This window comes from Mammaliicoccus sp. Q-M61 (assembly GCF_022386055.1).
Taxonomy (GTDB): domain Bacteria; phylum Bacillota; class Bacilli; order Staphylococcales; family Staphylococcaceae; genus Mammaliicoccus; species Mammaliicoccus sciuri_A.
This window is the reverse complement of record NZ_JAJNJL010000001.1, coordinates 307010-323412: the sequence shown is the minus strand read 5'-3', so window position 1 is coordinate 323412 and position 16403 is coordinate 307010. Positions and strand designations below refer to the sequence as shown.

General features: G+C 34.6%; 15 protein-coding genes. 14 read left to right on the top strand and 1 reads right to left on the bottom strand.

The genetic code is table 11. The features are described 5' to 3' along the window. Positions 1-76 precede the first annotated feature (76 nt). The 12 genes from LQ677_RS01505 (at position 77) to LQ677_RS01450 (ending at position 13522) form a co-directional block, all read left to right on the top strand. A complete protein-coding gene (locus LQ677_RS01505) occupies positions 77-1378 on the top strand; it encodes a solute carrier family 23 protein (protein ID WP_037587560.1) in 1302 nt (433 codons plus the stop codon). A gap of 19 nt (positions 1379-1397) precedes the next feature. Beyond that, positions 1398-2300, top strand: coding sequence for an aspartate carbamoyltransferase catalytic subunit (locus tag LQ677_RS01500; RefSeq protein WP_037587561.1), 903 nt, complete (start codon positions 1398-1400; stop codon positions 2298-2300). Next, positions 2288-3562, top strand: coding sequence for a dihydroorotase (locus LQ677_RS01495; protein ID WP_037587563.1), 1275 nt, complete (start codon positions 2288-2290; stop codon positions 3560-3562). Before LQ677_RS01500 ends, LQ677_RS01495 begins: the two co-directional genes overlap by 13 nt. A 1-nt stretch (position 3563) precedes the next feature. Further along, complete coding sequence (locus tag LQ677_RS01490; RefSeq protein WP_196307976.1) at positions 3564-4664, top strand: carbamoyl phosphate synthase small subunit; 1101 nt, start codon at positions 3564-3566, stop codon at positions 4662-4664. Next, on the top strand, positions 4657-7830 hold the full coding sequence (gene carB, locus LQ677_RS01485) for a carbamoyl-phosphate synthase large subunit (RefSeq protein WP_239748040.1): 3174 nt from the start codon (positions 4657-4659) through the stop codon (positions 7828-7830). The genes LQ677_RS01490 and carB overlap by 8 nt, the downstream gene beginning before the upstream one ends. A 13-nt stretch (positions 7831-7843) precedes the next feature. Beyond that, the gene (locus tag LQ677_RS01480; protein WP_107565511.1) at positions 7844-8602 is read left to right on the top strand and encodes a dihydroorotate dehydrogenase electron transfer subunit; all 759 of its coding nucleotides are present in this window, start codon (positions 7844-7846) and stop codon (positions 8600-8602) included. Next, a complete protein-coding gene (locus LQ677_RS01475; protein WP_159315135.1) occupies positions 8599-9525 on the top strand; it encodes a dihydroorotate dehydrogenase in 927 nt (308 codons plus the stop codon). Before LQ677_RS01480 ends, LQ677_RS01475 begins: the two co-directional genes overlap by 4 nt. Position 9526: 1 nt before the next feature. Continuing rightward, positions 9527-10219 (top strand): orotidine-5'-phosphate decarboxylase, encoded by a 693-nt coding sequence (gene pyrF, locus LQ677_RS01470; RefSeq protein ID WP_126476906.1) that lies wholly within the window; start codon positions 9527-9529, stop codon positions 10217-10219. Between the two features lie 5 nt (positions 10220-10224). Then, positions 10225-10833 carry an orotate phosphoribosyltransferase gene (gene pyrE, locus LQ677_RS01465; RefSeq protein ID WP_037587574.1) on the top strand — a complete coding sequence of 203 codons (609 nt, stop codon included), beginning with the start codon at positions 10225-10227 and terminating at the stop codon, positions 10831-10833. 25 nt (positions 10834-10858) lie between these two features. Continuing rightward, positions 10859-11122: a hypothetical protein gene (locus LQ677_RS01460; protein ID WP_025904577.1), complete on the top strand. Its 264-nt coding sequence runs from the start codon at positions 10859-10861 to the stop codon at positions 11120-11122. 212 nt (positions 11123-11334) lie between these two features. Then, complete coding sequence (locus LQ677_RS01455) at positions 11335-12867, top strand: SLC13 family permease (protein WP_239748104.1); 1533 nt, start codon at positions 11335-11337, stop codon at positions 12865-12867. Positions 12868-13111: 244 nt separating this feature from the next. Further along, positions 13112-13522: a VOC family protein gene (locus LQ677_RS01450; RefSeq protein WP_048542477.1), complete on the top strand. Its 411-nt coding sequence runs from the start codon at positions 13112-13114 to the stop codon at positions 13520-13522. An 82-nt stretch (positions 13523-13604) separates the two neighbouring features. Here LQ677_RS01450 and LQ677_RS01445 read toward each other — a convergent pair whose 3' ends face one another. Next, complete coding sequence (locus tag LQ677_RS01445) at positions 13605-15296, bottom strand: Rqc2 family fibronectin-binding protein (RefSeq protein WP_204188678.1); 1692 nt, start codon at positions 15294-15296, stop codon at positions 13605-13607. A 173-nt stretch (positions 15297-15469) separates the two neighbouring features. Between LQ677_RS01445 and gmk the strand changes: the two genes are divergently transcribed. Then, positions 15470-16093 (top strand): guanylate kinase, encoded by a 624-nt coding sequence (gmk, locus tag LQ677_RS01440; protein ID WP_025904573.1) that lies wholly within the window; start codon positions 15470-15472, stop codon positions 16091-16093. Continuing rightward, positions 16093-16293, top strand: coding sequence for a DNA-directed RNA polymerase subunit omega (gene rpoZ, locus LQ677_RS01435; protein WP_016911048.1), 201 nt, complete (start codon positions 16093-16095; stop codon positions 16291-16293). The genes gmk and rpoZ overlap by 1 nt, the downstream gene beginning before the upstream one ends. The last annotated feature ends 110 nt before the right edge of the window (positions 16294-16403 follow it).

Below are 16403 nucleotides of genomic sequence, written 5' to 3'. Positions count from 1 at the left end.
TTTATAGGTATCACTGTATACATAGATCCCTTTGCATATCTTGTAAAGGGATCTTTTTTTGAATAGGAGAATGGAAATGTCACATAATGAAGAAATGTTTAAACGAACAGTAGAACCCATATTAGATGTTAATGATAAACCTAAAGCATCACAATGGTTCTTCTTAAGCTCACAGCATTTATTTGCAATGTTCGGAGCAACGGTACTTGTACCATTTCTAACAGGTTTACCTGTTTCAGCAGCACTCATTGCATCAGGCTTAGGAACGCTACTTTATATACTGATAACGAAAGGAAAGATACCAGCTTATCTCGGTTCGAGCTTTGCATTCATAACACCGATTATTGTCGGACTCAAGACACATGACCTTGGTGAAATGCTTGTCGCATTATTTATGAGTGGTGTCCTTTACGTCATTATCGGATTGATTATAAAGGTTACAGGCACGAATTGGTTGCTTAATCTGTTACCACCAGTTGTAGTAGGACCGGTCATCATGGTTATCGGACTTGGACTAGCGCCGGTAGCCGTTAACATGGCGATGTACACAGATTCAAATGCAATGAAAGGCTATAGTGGCATTTACATTACAGTCGCACTCATCACATTAATTACAACAATTATCGTTTCAGTATTTTTCAAAGGATTCTTATCAATCATTCCTGTACTTATCGGAATTATTGTTGGATATATATCTTCATTATTATTTGGAATTGTGGACTTAGCGCCGATTTCAAAAGCAAAATGGATTCAAATGCCTGATATTTACTTACCGTTTCATGATTACACACCATCGCTACAATGGGGACTTATCTTAATCATGCTGCCAATCGTTTTTGTAACGGTTAGTGAGCATATCGGTCATCAAATCGTCATCAATAAAATTGTCGGTAAGAACTTCTTCAAAGATCCAGGTTTACACCGCTCATTAATCGGTGACGGGGTATCAACGATGATGGCTTCAATTATTGGTGGGCCACCAAGTACGACATACGGTGAAAACATTGGCGTACTTGCCATTACAAGAATTTATAGTATATGGGTAATCGGTGGTGCAGCAGTACTTGCTCTAATCTTAGGATTTGTTGGTAAATTCACAGCGATGATTTCAACAATACCAACACCAGTTATGGGTGGTGTTTCCATACTATTATTCGGAATCATTGCTTCAAGTGGTTTGAGAATGTTGGTGGAGAACAATATCGACTTCGGTGACAACCGTAACTTGATCATTGCTTCTGTCATTCTCGTATTAGGAATCGGTAAAGCACATTTAGACTTCACAGGTATTGGCATACATTTGAATATTGAAGGTATGGCTTTAGCAGCAACAGTAGGTATCTTGCTTAATCTTATATTGCCAAAGAAAATAAAATAATTCTCAGGAGGCGTGTCATATGAAAAATTTATTAACAATGACTGATTTAACTAAAGACGACATCATGAAAATTATAACGAAAGCACAAGACATTAAAGAAAATGGTGCAGAAACTTTTGGTAAAGGCATGACGGTCGCAAACTTATTCTTTGAAAATTCAACACGAACAAAATGTAGTTTTGAAATGGCTGAAAGAAAATTAGGTTTGGAAGTCATTCCTTTTGAAATAAGTACTTCATCTGTTCAAAAAGGTGAATCTTTATATGATACTTGCAAAACTTTAGAATCTATTGGTGTAGACGCATTAGTCATTAGACATAGTGAAAATGCATATTATGACACATTACAAGGGCTTAATATTCCAGTATTAAATGGTGGAGATGGAAGTGGCCACCACCCGACACAAAGTCTTCTAGATATTATGACAATATATGAGGAATACGGTTACTTCGAAGGATTAAAAATTTTAATCTCAGGTGATATAAAAAATTCAAGAGTAGCAAGAAGTAATGCAGATGCTTTAACGAAACTTGGTGCGGAAGTGATGTTCTCAGCACCGGAACAATGGAAATGTAACTTTTCAGATGTACCATATGTAGAAATTGATGATGTGATAGAAGAAGTAGACGTTTGTATGTTGTTAAGAGTACAAAATGAAAGACATGATTCAGGTACGACGTTTAGTAAAGAAGACTATCACAATGCATACGGACTGACGATAGATAGATATAACAAACTTCATGACAATGCAATCGTCATGCATCCAGCACCAGTCAACCGAGGTGTTGAAATAGATACTTCACTTGTAGAAAGTTCGAAATCAAGAATTTTTAAACAAATGGAGAACGGCGTGTTCATTAGAATGGCATGTATACATGATGTACTTAATCACAAGGAGGAAAAAGTAAAATGTCACTTATAATCAAAAATGGAAAAATCTTATTAGAAGGTCAATTAGTTAACAAGGAAATTGAAATTGAAGATGGCAAAATTAAAAAAATAGATGATTATATAGAAGTAGAGAATCAAGAAGTTATTGATGCGAAAGGACATTTTATTTCAGCAGGATTTGTTGATGTACATGTACATTTAAGAGAACCTGGTGGCGAACATAAAGAAACAATTGAAACAGGTACAAAAGCAGCAGCAAGAGGCGGATTTACAACAGTATGTCCAATGCCTAATACAAAGCCTGTCCCAGATTCAGTTGAACATTTAGATCGTCTTCACAAAATCATTGATGAGCATGCAGTGGTAAGAGTATTACCTTATGCATCCATTACAGTAAGACAAGCTGGTAAAGAGCATGTTGATTTCAAAGCATTAAAAGATAGAGGGATGTTCCAATTTACTGATGATGGTGTAGGTGTACAAACAGCTTCAATGATGTATGAAGCGATGCAAGAAGCGGCTAAAATCGATAAAGCAATCGTAGCACACTGCGAAGATAATTCATTAATTTATGGTGGTGCAATGCATGAAGGTAAACGAAGTGAAGAACTTGGCATTCCAGGTATTCCTTCAATTTGCGAAGCGGTACAAATTGCTAGAGACGTGTTGTTAGCTGAAGCAGCAAATTGTCATTACCATGTGTGTCACGTGTCTACTAAAGAAAGTGTACGTGTCATTAGAGATGCTAAAAAAGCAGGTATTAAAGTAACTGCAGAAGTTACACCTCATCACTTATTACTTACAGAAGATGACGTACCAGGTGACGATGCGATTTACAAAATGAATCCACCTTTAAGAGCGAAAGAAGATAGAGATGCTTTAATCGAAGGATTATTAGATGGAACAATTGACTGTATCGCAACAGATCATGCACCACATGCTAAAGAAGAAAAAGAAGTGTCAATGGTTGATGCACCTTTCGGAATTGTAGGCAGTGAAACAGCATTCCAATTATTATACACACACTTTGTGAAAACAGGTAAATTCACATTAGAACAACTTGTTGCATTTTTAACAACGAAACCAAGTGAAACATTTAACTTACCTTATGGTCGATTAGAAGAAGGAAGCTACGCTGACTTAACTATCATAGACTTGGAAACAGAAAGACCGATACGAGCAGAAGAATTTGCTTCTAAGAGTACAAATACACCATTTATAGGAGAAGTCGTTTCAGGATATCCAATTTTAACAATTTGTGATGGAGAAATCGTCTTCAAGGAGGAAGTATAAGATGAAAAATAAAAGATACTTAGTATTAGAAGATGGTACAACATATAAAGGTTATGCATTAGGTTCAGATGATTTAACAGTTGGTGAAATTGTTTTTAATACAGCAATGACAGGTTATCAAGAAACAATTTCCGATCCATCATATACTGGACAAATTATTACATTTACTTACCCGCTTATTGGTAACTACGGGATAAACAGAGATGACTTTGAATCATTAACACCAACTTTAAATGGTGTTGTTGTGAGAGAAGCGTGTGATTACCCAAGTAACTTTAGATCAAGTAAGTCTTTAGATGAAACGTTAAAATTCTATCATATACCAGGTATTTCAGGTGTTGATACAAGAAGTTTAACACGTAAAATTAGAAAATTCGGTGTCCTTAAAGCTGGATTTACTGATAATGCCGATGAAATAGAAAGTCTTGTTCAGCGCTTAAATACTGAATCGTTAAGAACGGACGAAGTTGAACAAGTTTCATCAGTTAGACCATACATTTCAACAGGTGATGGCTATAAAGTTGTATTAATTGATTACGGTAAAAAAGAAAATATCGTGAGAGAACTTAATAGAAGAGGCTGTGATGTAACAGTCGTACCATATCAAACATCATATGAAGAAATACTAAATATCTCACCAGATGGCATAATGGTTTCAAATGGACCAGGGGATCCTGAAAGTGTACAAGAAACCATTCAAACAATTAAACAATTAGTCGGCAAAATACCATTCTTCGGCATTTGTTTAGGACATCAATTGTTTGCATTATCTCAAGGTGCAACGTCTTATAAGATGAAATTTGGTCATAGAGGTGCCAATCATCCAGTACAAAATTTACAAACTGGAAAAGTAGATTTAACAAGTCAAAACCATGGTTATGCAATTGATGAAGCGTCTATTGCACAAACTGATTTAGAAGTGACGCATATCGCATTAAATGATAAATCAATTGAAGGATTAAGACATAAAAAATATCCAGCATTTTCAGTACAATATCATCCAGAAGCATCACCTGGACCGCACGACTCAAACTATTTATTCGATGAATTTATTGAAATGATTAAATTACATAAAGCGAAGGAGCGTACAATCAATGCCTAAACAAACTGATATAAAATCCATCTTAGTAATTGGTTCTGGCCCAATCATTATAGGTCAAGCTGCAGAATTTGATTATGCAGGCACTCAAGCATGCTTAGCACTAAAAGAAGAAGGTTACCGCGTAATACTTGTAAACTCTAATCCAGCAACAATTATGACGGACACTGAAATAGCAGATACAGTATATATTGAACCTTTAACTTTAGACTTTGTGAGTCGCATTATTCGTAAAGAACAACCAGACGCATTGTTACCAACTTTAGGTGGACAAACTGGTTTGAACATGGCAATTGAATTACACGAAAATGGTGTATTAGAAGAAAATAACGTACGTTTATTAGGTACACAACTATCTTCAATCGAACAAGCTGAAGATAGAGATTTATTCCGTACACTTATGAATGAATTAAATGAACCAGTACCTGAAAGTGATATCGTGAATGATATTGAAGGTGCTTTAAATTTTGCGAACGAAATTGGCTACCCGCTAATCGTGCGACCTGCGTTTACAATGGGTGGTACTGGTGGCGGAATTTGTCACGATGAAAAAGAACTAATAGAAGTTGTTCAAAATGGCTTGAAATACAGCCCGGTTACACAATGTTTATTAGAAAAATCTATCGCTGGATATAAAGAAATAGAATACGAAGTGATGAGAGATAAAAATGATAATGCCATCGTAGTATGTAACATGGAGAACATAGATCCAGTTGGTATTCATACAGGTGACTCGATTGTTGTTGCACCAAGTCAAACATTATCAGATGTTGAATATCAAATGTTAAGAGATGTATCTCTAAAAATTATTCGTGCATTAAAAATTGAAGGCGGATGTAACGTACAATTAGCACTTGATCCAAAATCACTAGATTACTACATAATAGAAGTTAATCCACGTGTATCAAGATCGTCAGCATTAGCTTCCAAAGCAACGGGTTATCCAATTGCGAAGTTAGCTGCCAAAATAGCAATCGGTATGACTTTAGATGAAATGTTAAACCCTGTAACTGGCACATCTTATGCAGCATTTGAACCAGCACTAGACTATGTTGTTTCTAAAATACCGAGATTTCCTTTTGATAAATTCGAAAAAGGCGAACGTCATCTAGGAACACAAATGAAAGCAACTGGGGAAGTCATGGCAATTGGTAGAACATATGAAGAATCATTATTAAAAGCGATTCGTTCGTTAGAATATGGCGTTCATCATTTAGGTTTACCAAATGGCGACGAATTTGAACTAGATTTCATTGAAGAGAGAATTAAAGCACAAGATGATGAAAGATTATTCTTTATTGGTGAAGCTATTAGACGTGGTACATCACTTGAAAGAATACATGAATTAACACAAATTGATTACTTCTTCTTGAATAAATTCAAACACATCATCGATATTGAGCACGATTTAAAAGAGAAAAAAGGCGATTTAGACGCATTATTATGGGCGAAACAATACGGCTTTAGTGATAAAGTCATTGCACATAGATGGGAACAATCAGAACGAGACATATATGATTTAAGACAAGAACATGGTATTAACCCAGTTTACAAAACAGTAGATACATGTGCTGCAGAATTCGAATCAGAAACTCCATATTTCTATGGTACTTATGAAGAAGAAAATGAATCTATAGTCACTGAAAAAGAAAAAATCATAGTACTCGGATCAGGTCCAATCAGAATTGGACAAGGTGTGGAATTTGATTATGCTACTGTACATGCTGTATGGGCTATTCAAGAAGCGGGTTATGAAGCAATTATTATTAACAACAACCCTGAAACAGTTTCAACAGACTTCTCAATATCTGACAAGTTATACTTTGAGCCACTGACTGAAGAAGATGTGATGAGTATCATTAATCACGAACAACCTAAAGGCGTAGTCGTTCAATTTGGTGGACAAACAGCAATCAATTTAGCAGATAAAATTTCACAAAAAGGCATTCAAATATTAGGTACGACGCTTGAAGATCTTAACAGAGCTGAAGATAGAAAAGAATTTGAAGCTTTATTACAAAAAATTGATGTACCACAACCATTAGGTAAAACAGCCACTTCAGTACAAGAAGCGATAGATAACGCAAATGAAATTGGTTATCCAGTAGTTGTGAGACCTTCATACGTACTTGGTGGAAGAGCGATGGAAATTGTATATGCTGAACCTGAATTGAGAAATTATATGGAACAAGCAGTTAAAGCAAGCCCAGAGCATCCAGTACTAATTGACCGTTATTTAACAGGTAAAGAAATTGAAGTAGATGCAATTTCAGATGGTGAAACGGTTGTCATTCCAGGTATTATGGAACACATTGAAAGAGCGGGTGTCCATTCAGGTGATTCAATTGCGGTATATCCACCTCAAACTTTAACGGATGAAGAAATTAATTTATTAGTCGATTACACAACGAAATTGGCAAAAGGCTTAAACATAGTTGGACTTATCAATATTCAGTTTGTGCTTTCTAAAGGAGAAGTATTTGTACTTGAAGTTAACCCAAGAGCAAGTCGTACTGTACCATTTTTAAGTAAAATTTCTGAAATTCCAATGGCGAAGATTGCTACTAAAGCAATTGCAGGCATCACTTTGAAAGAACAAGGATATGAAAGTGGTTTAGCGCCATATAAAGAAGGTGTATATGTTAAAGCACCAGTATTCAGTTTTAATAAACTTAAAAATGTTGATATCACATTAGGACCTGAAATGAAATCGACAGGTGAAGTAATGGGTAAAGATAGTACTTTAGAAAAAGCATTGTATAAAGGTTTAACAGCAAGTGGTTTAAAAGTACAAGATCAAGGTACAGCATTATTCACTGTAAGTGATAAAGATAAAGGTGAAGCATTAACAATCGCTAAGAGATTTCATGAGATTGGTTATAGAATTTTTGCAACAGAAGGTACGGCACAATACTTTAACGAACATGACATCCCAGTGTATACGGTTGGTAAAATAGGTGGCGAACATGATCTTCTATCAGTAATACAAAAAGGTGAAGTACAACTTGTGGTCAACACAATGACAAAAGGTAAAGTATATGAAAGAGATGGATTCCAAATTAGACGTGAATCTGTAGAAAATGGTATACCATGTTTAACATCACTTGATACGGCAAATGCTTTAGCAGATGTAGTGGAAAGTATGACATTTAGAACTGAACAAATGTAGTGGGGGGATTATAATGTCCGAGATAATGACAGTTGTATCAAATAATCAAATAGCAGACGCAATTTTTGAATTAAAAGTACGTGGAAATCTTACGAAAAATATGAAAAAACCTGGACAGTTTGTTCATATTAAAGCTGGTACAGGAACTGAACATATGTTGAGAAGACCAATTTCAATTTGTGAAGTGAACCGTGAAGAAGACACATTTACTATGCTTTTTAGAAGAGAAGGACACGGTACAGAATTGATTTCACAATTAAAACAAGGTGATCCAATAGATGTGATTGCACCTTTAGGAAATGGATTCCCAGTTGATGAAGCGCAAAATACTGCCTTATTAGTCGGAGGTGGTATTGGCGTGCCACCTATGTACGAATTGTCGAAACAACTCAATGCTAGAGGAATCAAGACGATTCACGTATTAGGTTTTCAAAGTGCTAAAGATGCATTTTATATAGACGAATTTAGTGCGCTAGGTGATACGTATGTTGCAACTGCAGATGGAACGCTTGGTACTAAAGGATTTGTTACAACTGTTATTGAAAATTTAGACACACCCTTCGATATTTTTTACAGCTGTGGACCAAAAGCAATGTTAAAAGCTTTAACACTTCAATTAAGTGATGTGAAAGGATATATTTCACTCGAAGAACGTATGGGTTGTGGCATCGGTGCTTGCTATGCATGTGTTTGCCATACGGATAATGAAGCGGGTTATGTCAAAGTTTGTACAGATGGTCCCGTATTTGAAAAAGGAGCTGTCATCATATGAGTCGATTAAATGTATCGTTACCAGGATTAAATTTGAAAAATCCAATCATGCCAGCAAGTGGATGCTTTGCTTTCGGAAAAGAATTCAGTCAGTTTTATGATTTATCAGAACTTGGCGCAATCATGATTAAAGCAGCAACTCAATTTGCAAGATACGGTAATGAAGCACCACGTGTCGCTGAAACGGCAAGCGGTATGATTAATGCGATTGGTCTTCAAAATCCAGGTGTTCACCATATTATGGAACATGAATTGAAATACCTTGAACAATATGATGTACCCATTATTGCTAATGTTGCAGGTTCGACTGAAGAAGAATATGTTTACGTCGCAAAACATATTTCACAAGCATCAAATGTTCATGCACTAGAATTGAATATTTCTTGTCCAAATGTTAAAGAAGGTGGGATTCAATTCGGTACAGTACCTGAAGTGGCTAAAGAACTGACGAGAAAAGTAAAAGCTGTTTCAGAAGTGCCAGTGTATGTAAAGTTATCTCCTAATGTAACAAACATTGTAGAAATGGCGAAAGCTATTGCAGAATACGCAGACGGTATAACGATGATCAACACTTTAGTAGGATTAAGAATTGATGCGAAGACTGGAAAACCAATCATAAGCAATGTTATAGGCGGACTAAGTGGTCCAGCAATCAAGCCAGTTGCATTAAGAATGGTATATGAAGTCAGTCAACATGTTGATATTCCAATTATCGCAATGGGTGGCGTGAGAACGGCTCAAGATGTCATTGATTTCATTTCAGTTGGTGCTGATGCAGTAGCAGTTGGAACAGCAAACTTTGAAAATCCAACAGTTTGTAAAGATATTATTGATGAATTACCTACATTACTCGACAAATTAGGTGTCGAACATATTACAGAACTTAAAGGTAGAACTTATAACCAACAAGGAGTTGTCAAATAACATGAAGAATACACCAATAATTGCATTAGACTTTGCAACTCTAGAGGAAGTTGATCAATTTTTAGATTTATTTAATGAACCCCTATTTGTAAAAGTAGGTATGGAACTTTATTTGCAAAATGGTCCTGAAACGATCAACCGAATTAAAGAAAGAGGTCATGATATCTTTTTAGATTTAAAGTTACATGACATTCCAAACACGGTTAAAGGCGCATTAAAAGGATTAGGTAAACTCAATATCGACTTAATCAATGTGCATGCAGCAGGTGGTAAAAACATGATGGCTGCTGGACTTGAAGGCTTACGTGAGACAAATCCTAATGCTAAGTTAATAGCTGTAACTCAGTTAACTTCTACTACAGAACAACAAATGAAAGATGAACAAAATATTCAATCATCGATCAATGAATCAGTCGTGCACTATGCAAAAATGGCACATGAAGCAGGACTTGATGGTGTTGTTTGTTCACCATTAGAATCTACTTTAATTCAAGACCATATCGGTGAAACATTCTTAAAAGTAACACCGGGTATACGTTTAGAATCTGATAAGACACATGATCAACAACGTGTGACAACGCCAGAAGATGCTAAAAAATTAGGCTCAACACATATAGTAGTGGGTCGTTCAATTACGCAACATGAAGATCCAGTAGCAAGATATCACGAAATATTACAAAGATGGGAAGGATAATTCATATGACTCAAAATATCGCACAATCATTATTAGAAATTAAAGCTGTAACACTTTCACCTGACGATCCATATACATGGAGTTCAGGCATAAAATCACCGATTTATTGTGATAATAGAGTGACATTAGCATATCCTGAAATTAGAGAAAATATTTATCAAGGTTTAATTGAATTGATCAAAGAACACGCTCAAGATGCTGAAATTATTTCTGGTACGGCAACAGCAGGTATTCCACATGCAGCATTTGTTGCTGATCAATTAAAATTACCGATGAGCTATGTGAGATCTAAAAGCAAAGGTCATGGTAAAGGGAATCAAATCGAAGGTGCTTTAAGCAAAGGGAAAAAAGTAGTTGTAATTGAAGATTTAATATCAACAGGTGGTTCATCAATTAATGCTGTTGAAGCTTTAATTGAAGATGGCGCGGAAGTATTAGGGGTATTTGCAATCTTTACATATGGTATTGACAAAGCAGAAGAAGCTTTCAAAGCAATCGATGTTCCATTCTATACTTTGTCTAATTACGATGAACTGATTTCAGTAGCTGAAAAAGAAGGTTATATCGAAAATAAAGATATAAAAACTTTAAAAGCTTGGAAAGATACTTTATAATAAAGTCAAGATAAGGGGGGTCTTTATGGAAAGCCAACATAAATTATCTGCTGCAGAAGAACAAGAGCAGATAAAAAAATGGGGACATATTAATGATTTTCTTAAAAAAGATTCTAATGCGAAACCTGACTTTAATCACTATGAAGTAAGAGACGAAAATATGTACGAACGTACAGGTTATTCGAATAACACAAACGTGAATAGACAGAGAAGATATGATTTAGGCGACAAAAATATATTCAAAAGTATCAAAAAAGAATTAGAAGCAAAAGGATTCTTTGATGATTAATAAGACATTAAGAAAAAACTACTATAAAAATTGGTATCAATTTTTTAGTAGTTTTTATTTTTCAAGCATGAATATTCAGAAAATTGTATGAATTAAGAATGACGTTTGTTAAAATGTAAACGTATACACTTTTAAAGGGGGCGAAATGTATGAATAAACGTGATAATAAGTTTACGAATCAACTATGGAAAGAAAGTGGACGTACGAAAGAAATGTTAAAGTTCTTTTCAACGGATGCATTAAAAAATCAAAATAAACCAGATCCTGAATTGAAAGCTTACAATACCGCACAACTTATCGGGTTAATATTAGGTCCATTACTATTTTTAGTTGTGTTATTATTTTTCAAAGCAGATGGACTGAGTCAAAATGGTGTCTACGTTATGGCTGCTACTTTATGGATTGCCGTATGGTGGATTACTGAAGCTATACCAATTCCAGCAACAAGTTTAATGCCTTTATTCCTTTTCCCGTTAGGCGGAATTATGGATAGCGCGACAGTTTCAAGTGCATATGGAGATGATATTGTATTCCTATTCTTAGGTGGTTTCATTATTGCAGTTGCGATGGAAAGATGGAATTTACATACAAGAATTGCACTCGTCATTATTAAAAGTATTGGTACGAGTACAGGTAGAATTTTATTAGGATTTATGATTGCAACGGGTGCTTTATCGATGTTTGTTTCAAACACAGCAGCCGTAATGATCATGATTCCAATCGGTATGGCAATTATTAAAGAAGCGAATGAATTAACAGCTGAAGGCAATGACCATCACAACTTATCGCAATTTGAAAAATCACTCGTACTTGGTATCGGTTATGCAGGTACAATCGGAGGATTGGGAACTTTAATTGGGACACCGCCTCTTATTATTTTGAAAGGTCAATACGAGAAGATTTTCGGAGAAGAAATTGGATTCGGTCAATGGATGGTTATGGGTGTACCTACAGTCATTATCATACTCGCGATAACTTGGGCATATTTAAATTTTGTAGTATTTAAACATGACATGAAAGAACTTCCAGGTGGGAAAGAAATTATTACAAGAGAGTTAAAGTCTTTAGGTAAGACGACTTATGAAGAAAAAGTTGTATTCACACTATTCTGTTTAGCTGCATTTTTATGGGTATCTAGAGAATTCTTATTAGCACAATTACCTTTTACAGAATTAGTTAAAGATGGCACAATTTCAATGTTTATCGCTGTTATACTTTTCTTAATTCCAGCAAGACGCAAATTTGCTAGAATTCTTGATTGGTCAATTGCTAAAGATTTACCGTGGGGTATTTTATTGCTATTTGGTGGTGGTTTAGCAGTAGCTTCTGCCATTACAGAAAGTGGATTAGATAAATGGATGGGTAAACAAATTTCAGGATTAGATGGCGTCAATATCATCTTAATTATAGGAATTGTTACGCTGTTTGTATTATTCTTAACAGAAATTACATCTAATACTGCAACAGCTACAATGATCTTACCAATTTTAGCTACAATAGCAGTTGGTATTCATGTACATCCACTAGCATTAATGATTCCAGCAGCAATGGCTGCAAACTGTGCATTTATGTTACCAGTCGGAACACCACCAAATGCGATTGTATTTGGTACAGACAAAGTAACGATCCGAGAAATGGCGACAGCCGGATTTTGGTTAAACTTAATCAGCTGTGTGATTATCGTCGGATTTGTATGGTTCATGGTTCCATGGTTATTTGGCATAGATTTAGTAGCAACTAAATAATTGAAATAAAATTAAAAAAGCAATGCTTGGATGTTGATCCAAGCATTGCTTTATGTTGTATTTTAATCCATAAATAGTTTAATAAATATATATCCGACAATGATAATGGCTAACATAATGACAATCGGTAACAATAATGAAAGTGACATAAAATCTCTCCTTTGTCTTTAACGCTTAATAAGATTATACTAAATTATATACGATTTAAAAAATGATTAAAATCTGTTGATGGAGTGTTTATTTAATGATACCAAAAATTACGACATTTTTAATGTTTAACGGTGAAGCTGAAGAAGCGATTAATTTTTATACGTCTATTTTTAAAGATAGTGAAATTTTAACAATGGTTAAATACGGTGAAGAGGGACCTGGTGAACCTGGGACTGTTCAACATTCTATATTTAAAATAAATGGACAAATATTTATGGGAATCGATCAAACGAATGGTGTTGAAATTGAGATGAATCCTGCAATGTCATTATATGTAACGTGTGAATCAGCAATGGAAATGGAACATTTATATTCTAAGCTTAAATCGGGTGGCGCGATTCTCATGCCGAAAACAGAATTACCACCAACATTTAGAGAGTTTGCGTGGGTTCAAGATAAATTTGGCGTGAACTTCCAACTTGCTTTACCTGAACAACAGTCATAAATGTAATATATAAAAGAAAAACTTTCATAACTGAAAAGCCTTTAAAAATGATTTCTGGCCAATCGAGTTATGAAAGTTTTTGTTATTTTTTAAGTAATTTTTTAATATCGTCATAATCAGTTGTGACATAAAGTGTTGTTTGACTGTCGTAAGTGACAAATCCTGGTTTAGCACCACTCGGTTTGTGGACATTCTTTATAGCAGTGTAGTCAACTGGGATTTGACCTGATTGACTTGCTTTAGAATAATACCCAGCAATCATTGCCGCTTCTTCGATTGTTTTTTGCGTTGGTTCGTCTTCTTGTATGACAACATGTGAACCTGGAATATCTTTCGTATGGAACCATAATTGATTTTTTCTTGCGACACGATGCGTTAAGTAATCGTTTTGTTTATTATTTTTACCTAATAAAATCGTTTGACCATCTGTAGAAATAAATGTCGTTAACGTAATTTTGTTAGCATTTTTCTTTTTCTTATTTTTACGTTTCTTCACAAAACCTTGATCTTCTAATTCTTCTCTAATGTCATCAATATCATCAACAGAAATATGGGCAAGTTGTTGTTCTAATGATTCGAAATATAAGATATTAGATTGTGTCAATTTGATTTGTTTATCTAATTCTATTTCACGTGTCTTAAGTCTGTTATATTGTTTGTAATAATATTGTGCATTCATTGAAGGTGATTTTGTTGGATTTAAAGGTATTGTAACAGGCTCATTGTTATAATAATTAATAGTTTCTAACGATTTGTCACCTTGTTTAATTTGATACATATTCGCCGTTATTAATTCTCCAAATAATTGTTGCTCATCTTTATTACGAGCCGCTTCTCGCTCATTAATTAATTTCTCTAGTTTATGGCGATTTTTTTGAAGATGTTGGTCGACAATTTTAACTAAATCTAATGCACGTTGCTTAACGCGCTCTCTTTCACCACGTGATTCATAAAATCTATCTAAACATTCGTGTAAATTATCAAAGGACATATAGTCATTTCCGTAAGAATGTAACGGCATAAAGTAGAAAATTTCTTTCCCAGTCGAATCATCACTGTAAATAACAGGATTAGGTGATTGTTGAACTTCATCCATTACTTCATTAAAAGCTTCCACTAAAGTTTCTTGGTTCATAAATGGTCGTCTAGATGTAATCTCTTTCGTTATAAGTGGACTAAAACCTTCAAATTGTTGAAGGAGCTGTCGGTCAATTTTACCCGAATTAAAATCAATATATTTATTAATATCATCCACTTCGAAAGGATTTAATTTCTTAACAGTAGGTGGGTATTCATATTTGAAACCTGGCATAATTGTACGAGCAGTATTAGTATTAGGTGTATGGTGTTTAAAGCCGTCGATAATTTTACGGTCGCCATCAATTAAAATGATATTACTATGTCTACCCATAATTTCTAATACGATTGTTCGTTTTCTTAAATCACCAATTTCATCTCTAGAATGAACATCGATCTCTACTAATCGGTCATTACCAATTTGAGTAATACTTTGAATAATACCGCCATCTAAATGTTTACGTAGTACTCTAAGAAACATTGGTGGGTCGAAAGGATTATCAAATTTTTCAGCAGTTAAGTGAAAACGACTGAAATTTGCATGTGTTGATAATAGTAATTGTTTATTTTTTCGTTCACTTCGAATTGTTAATATAATTGTGTCATTACTAGGTTCAGTAATTTTATGAATTCGCCCAGTTACGAGCGATTGTATATCTTCAACGATCTTTCTAGTAAATAAGCCATCAAAAGCCATTTGCATTCACACCTTTATCAAAAGTCAATTTATTGTAACATGTAAGGGATTAAATGAGTATAATTCTGTTTAATCTTTAAACGTCTCTAGCCATATAGAATTGAAATATGGTAAGATATAAAAAAACAAAATGATAATAAATCGTTAGTATTCATTAGGAAAGGTCGTTTGACATGAACATAGAAAAAGGGTTACTGATAGTGCTCTCTGGCCCATCTGGAGTTGGTAAAGGAACAGTACGTAAATCAATATTTGATGATCCGAGTACGGATTTTAAATATTCTATCTCTATGACTACTCGAAACATGCGTGAAGGCGAAACGGATGGCGTAGATTATTTCTTTAAATCAAGAGAAGAATTTGAAGCTTTAATTGCTGATGACCAATTTATAGAGTATGCTGAGTATGTTGGTAATTACTATGGTACGCCAGTACAATACGTAAGAGATACGATGGATAACGGTTATGATGTATTTTTAGAAATAGAAGTAGAAGGTGCGAAACAGGTTAGAAAGAAATTCCCTGAAGCATTATTTATTTTCTTAGCACCACCGAGTCTTGAACATTTGAAAGAAAGACTTGTCGGTCGCGGAACTGAATCAGATGAAATCATCCAGAACCGAATTCTTGAAGCGCGTAAAGAAGTTGAAATGATGAACCTTTACGATTATGTTGTTGTAAACGATGAAGTTGAATTAGCGAAAGAGCGTATTCAAGCCATCGTAGAAGCTGAACACTTAAAAAGAGAACGTGTTGAAGCACGTTACAGAAAAATGATATTGGAGGCAAAAAAATAATGTTATACCCACCACAAAACGAATTAAAAGACAGCATCAATTCTAAATATTTAGTTGTAACAACTGCAGCTAAGAGAGCACGTGAACTACAAGAACACCCTGACAGTTTATTATTAGATGAATATCGTTCACTAAAAAATGTAGGTCAAGCACTAGAAGAAATAGCAGCTCATAAAGTATATGCTAAATTAGAAGACTAATCATTTGAATTAACGAAAGACCTTTTATGTTTGGACGACCAATCCATACATGAAAGGTCTTTTTATTGAATATGGATATTGTAATTTAGATTCATGACAGTCTTTTTTAA

What these genes read in the sequence shown, in the direction of transcription:
- pyrE (WP_037587574.1), top strand. Translation starts at nt 10,225, where the DNA reads ATGACTCAAAATATCGCACAATCATTATTAGAAATTAAAGCTGTAACA.
- LQ677_RS01475 (WP_159315135.1), top strand. Translation starts at nt 8,599, where the DNA reads ATGAGTCGATTAAATGTATCGTTACCAGGATTAAATTTGAAAAATCCA.
- rpoZ (WP_016911048.1), top strand. Translation starts at nt 16,093, where the DNA reads ATGTTATACCCACCACAAAACGAATTAAAAGACAGCATCAATTCTAAA.
- LQ677_RS01495 (WP_037587563.1), top strand. Translation starts at nt 2,288, where the DNA reads ATGTCACTTATAATCAAAAATGGAAAAATCTTATTAGAAGGTCAATTA.
- LQ677_RS01500 (WP_037587561.1), top strand. Translation starts at nt 1,398, where the DNA reads ATGAAAAATTTATTAACAATGACTGATTTAACTAAAGACGACATCATG.
- LQ677_RS01480 (WP_107565511.1), top strand. Translation starts at nt 7,844, where the DNA reads ATGTCCGAGATAATGACAGTTGTATCAAATAATCAAATAGCAGACGCA.
- LQ677_RS01455 (WP_239748104.1), top strand. Translation starts at nt 11,335, where the DNA reads ATGTTAAAGTTCTTTTCAACGGATGCATTAAAAAATCAAAATAAACCA.
- LQ677_RS01445 (WP_204188678.1), bottom strand. Translation starts at nt 15,296, where the DNA reads ATGGCTTTTGATGGCTTATTTACTAGAAAGATCGTTGAAGATATACAA.
- carB (WP_239748040.1), top strand. Translation starts at nt 4,657, where the DNA reads ATGCCTAAACAAACTGATATAAAATCCATCTTAGTAATTGGTTCTGGC.
- gmk (WP_025904573.1), top strand. Translation starts at nt 15,470, where the DNA reads ATGAACATAGAAAAAGGGTTACTGATAGTGCTCTCTGGCCCATCTGGA.
- pyrF (WP_126476906.1), top strand. Translation starts at nt 9,527, where the DNA reads ATGAAGAATACACCAATAATTGCATTAGACTTTGCAACTCTAGAGGAA.
- LQ677_RS01490 (WP_196307976.1), top strand. Translation starts at nt 3,564, where the DNA reads ATGAAAAATAAAAGATACTTAGTATTAGAAGATGGTACAACATATAAA.
- LQ677_RS01460 (WP_025904577.1), top strand. Translation starts at nt 10,859, where the DNA reads ATGGAAAGCCAACATAAATTATCTGCTGCAGAAGAACAAGAGCAGATA.
- LQ677_RS01450 (WP_048542477.1), top strand. Translation starts at nt 13,112, where the DNA reads ATGATACCAAAAATTACGACATTTTTAATGTTTAACGGTGAAGCTGAA.
- LQ677_RS01505 (WP_037587560.1), top strand. Translation starts at nt 77, where the DNA reads ATGTCACATAATGAAGAAATGTTTAAACGAACAGTAGAACCCATATTA.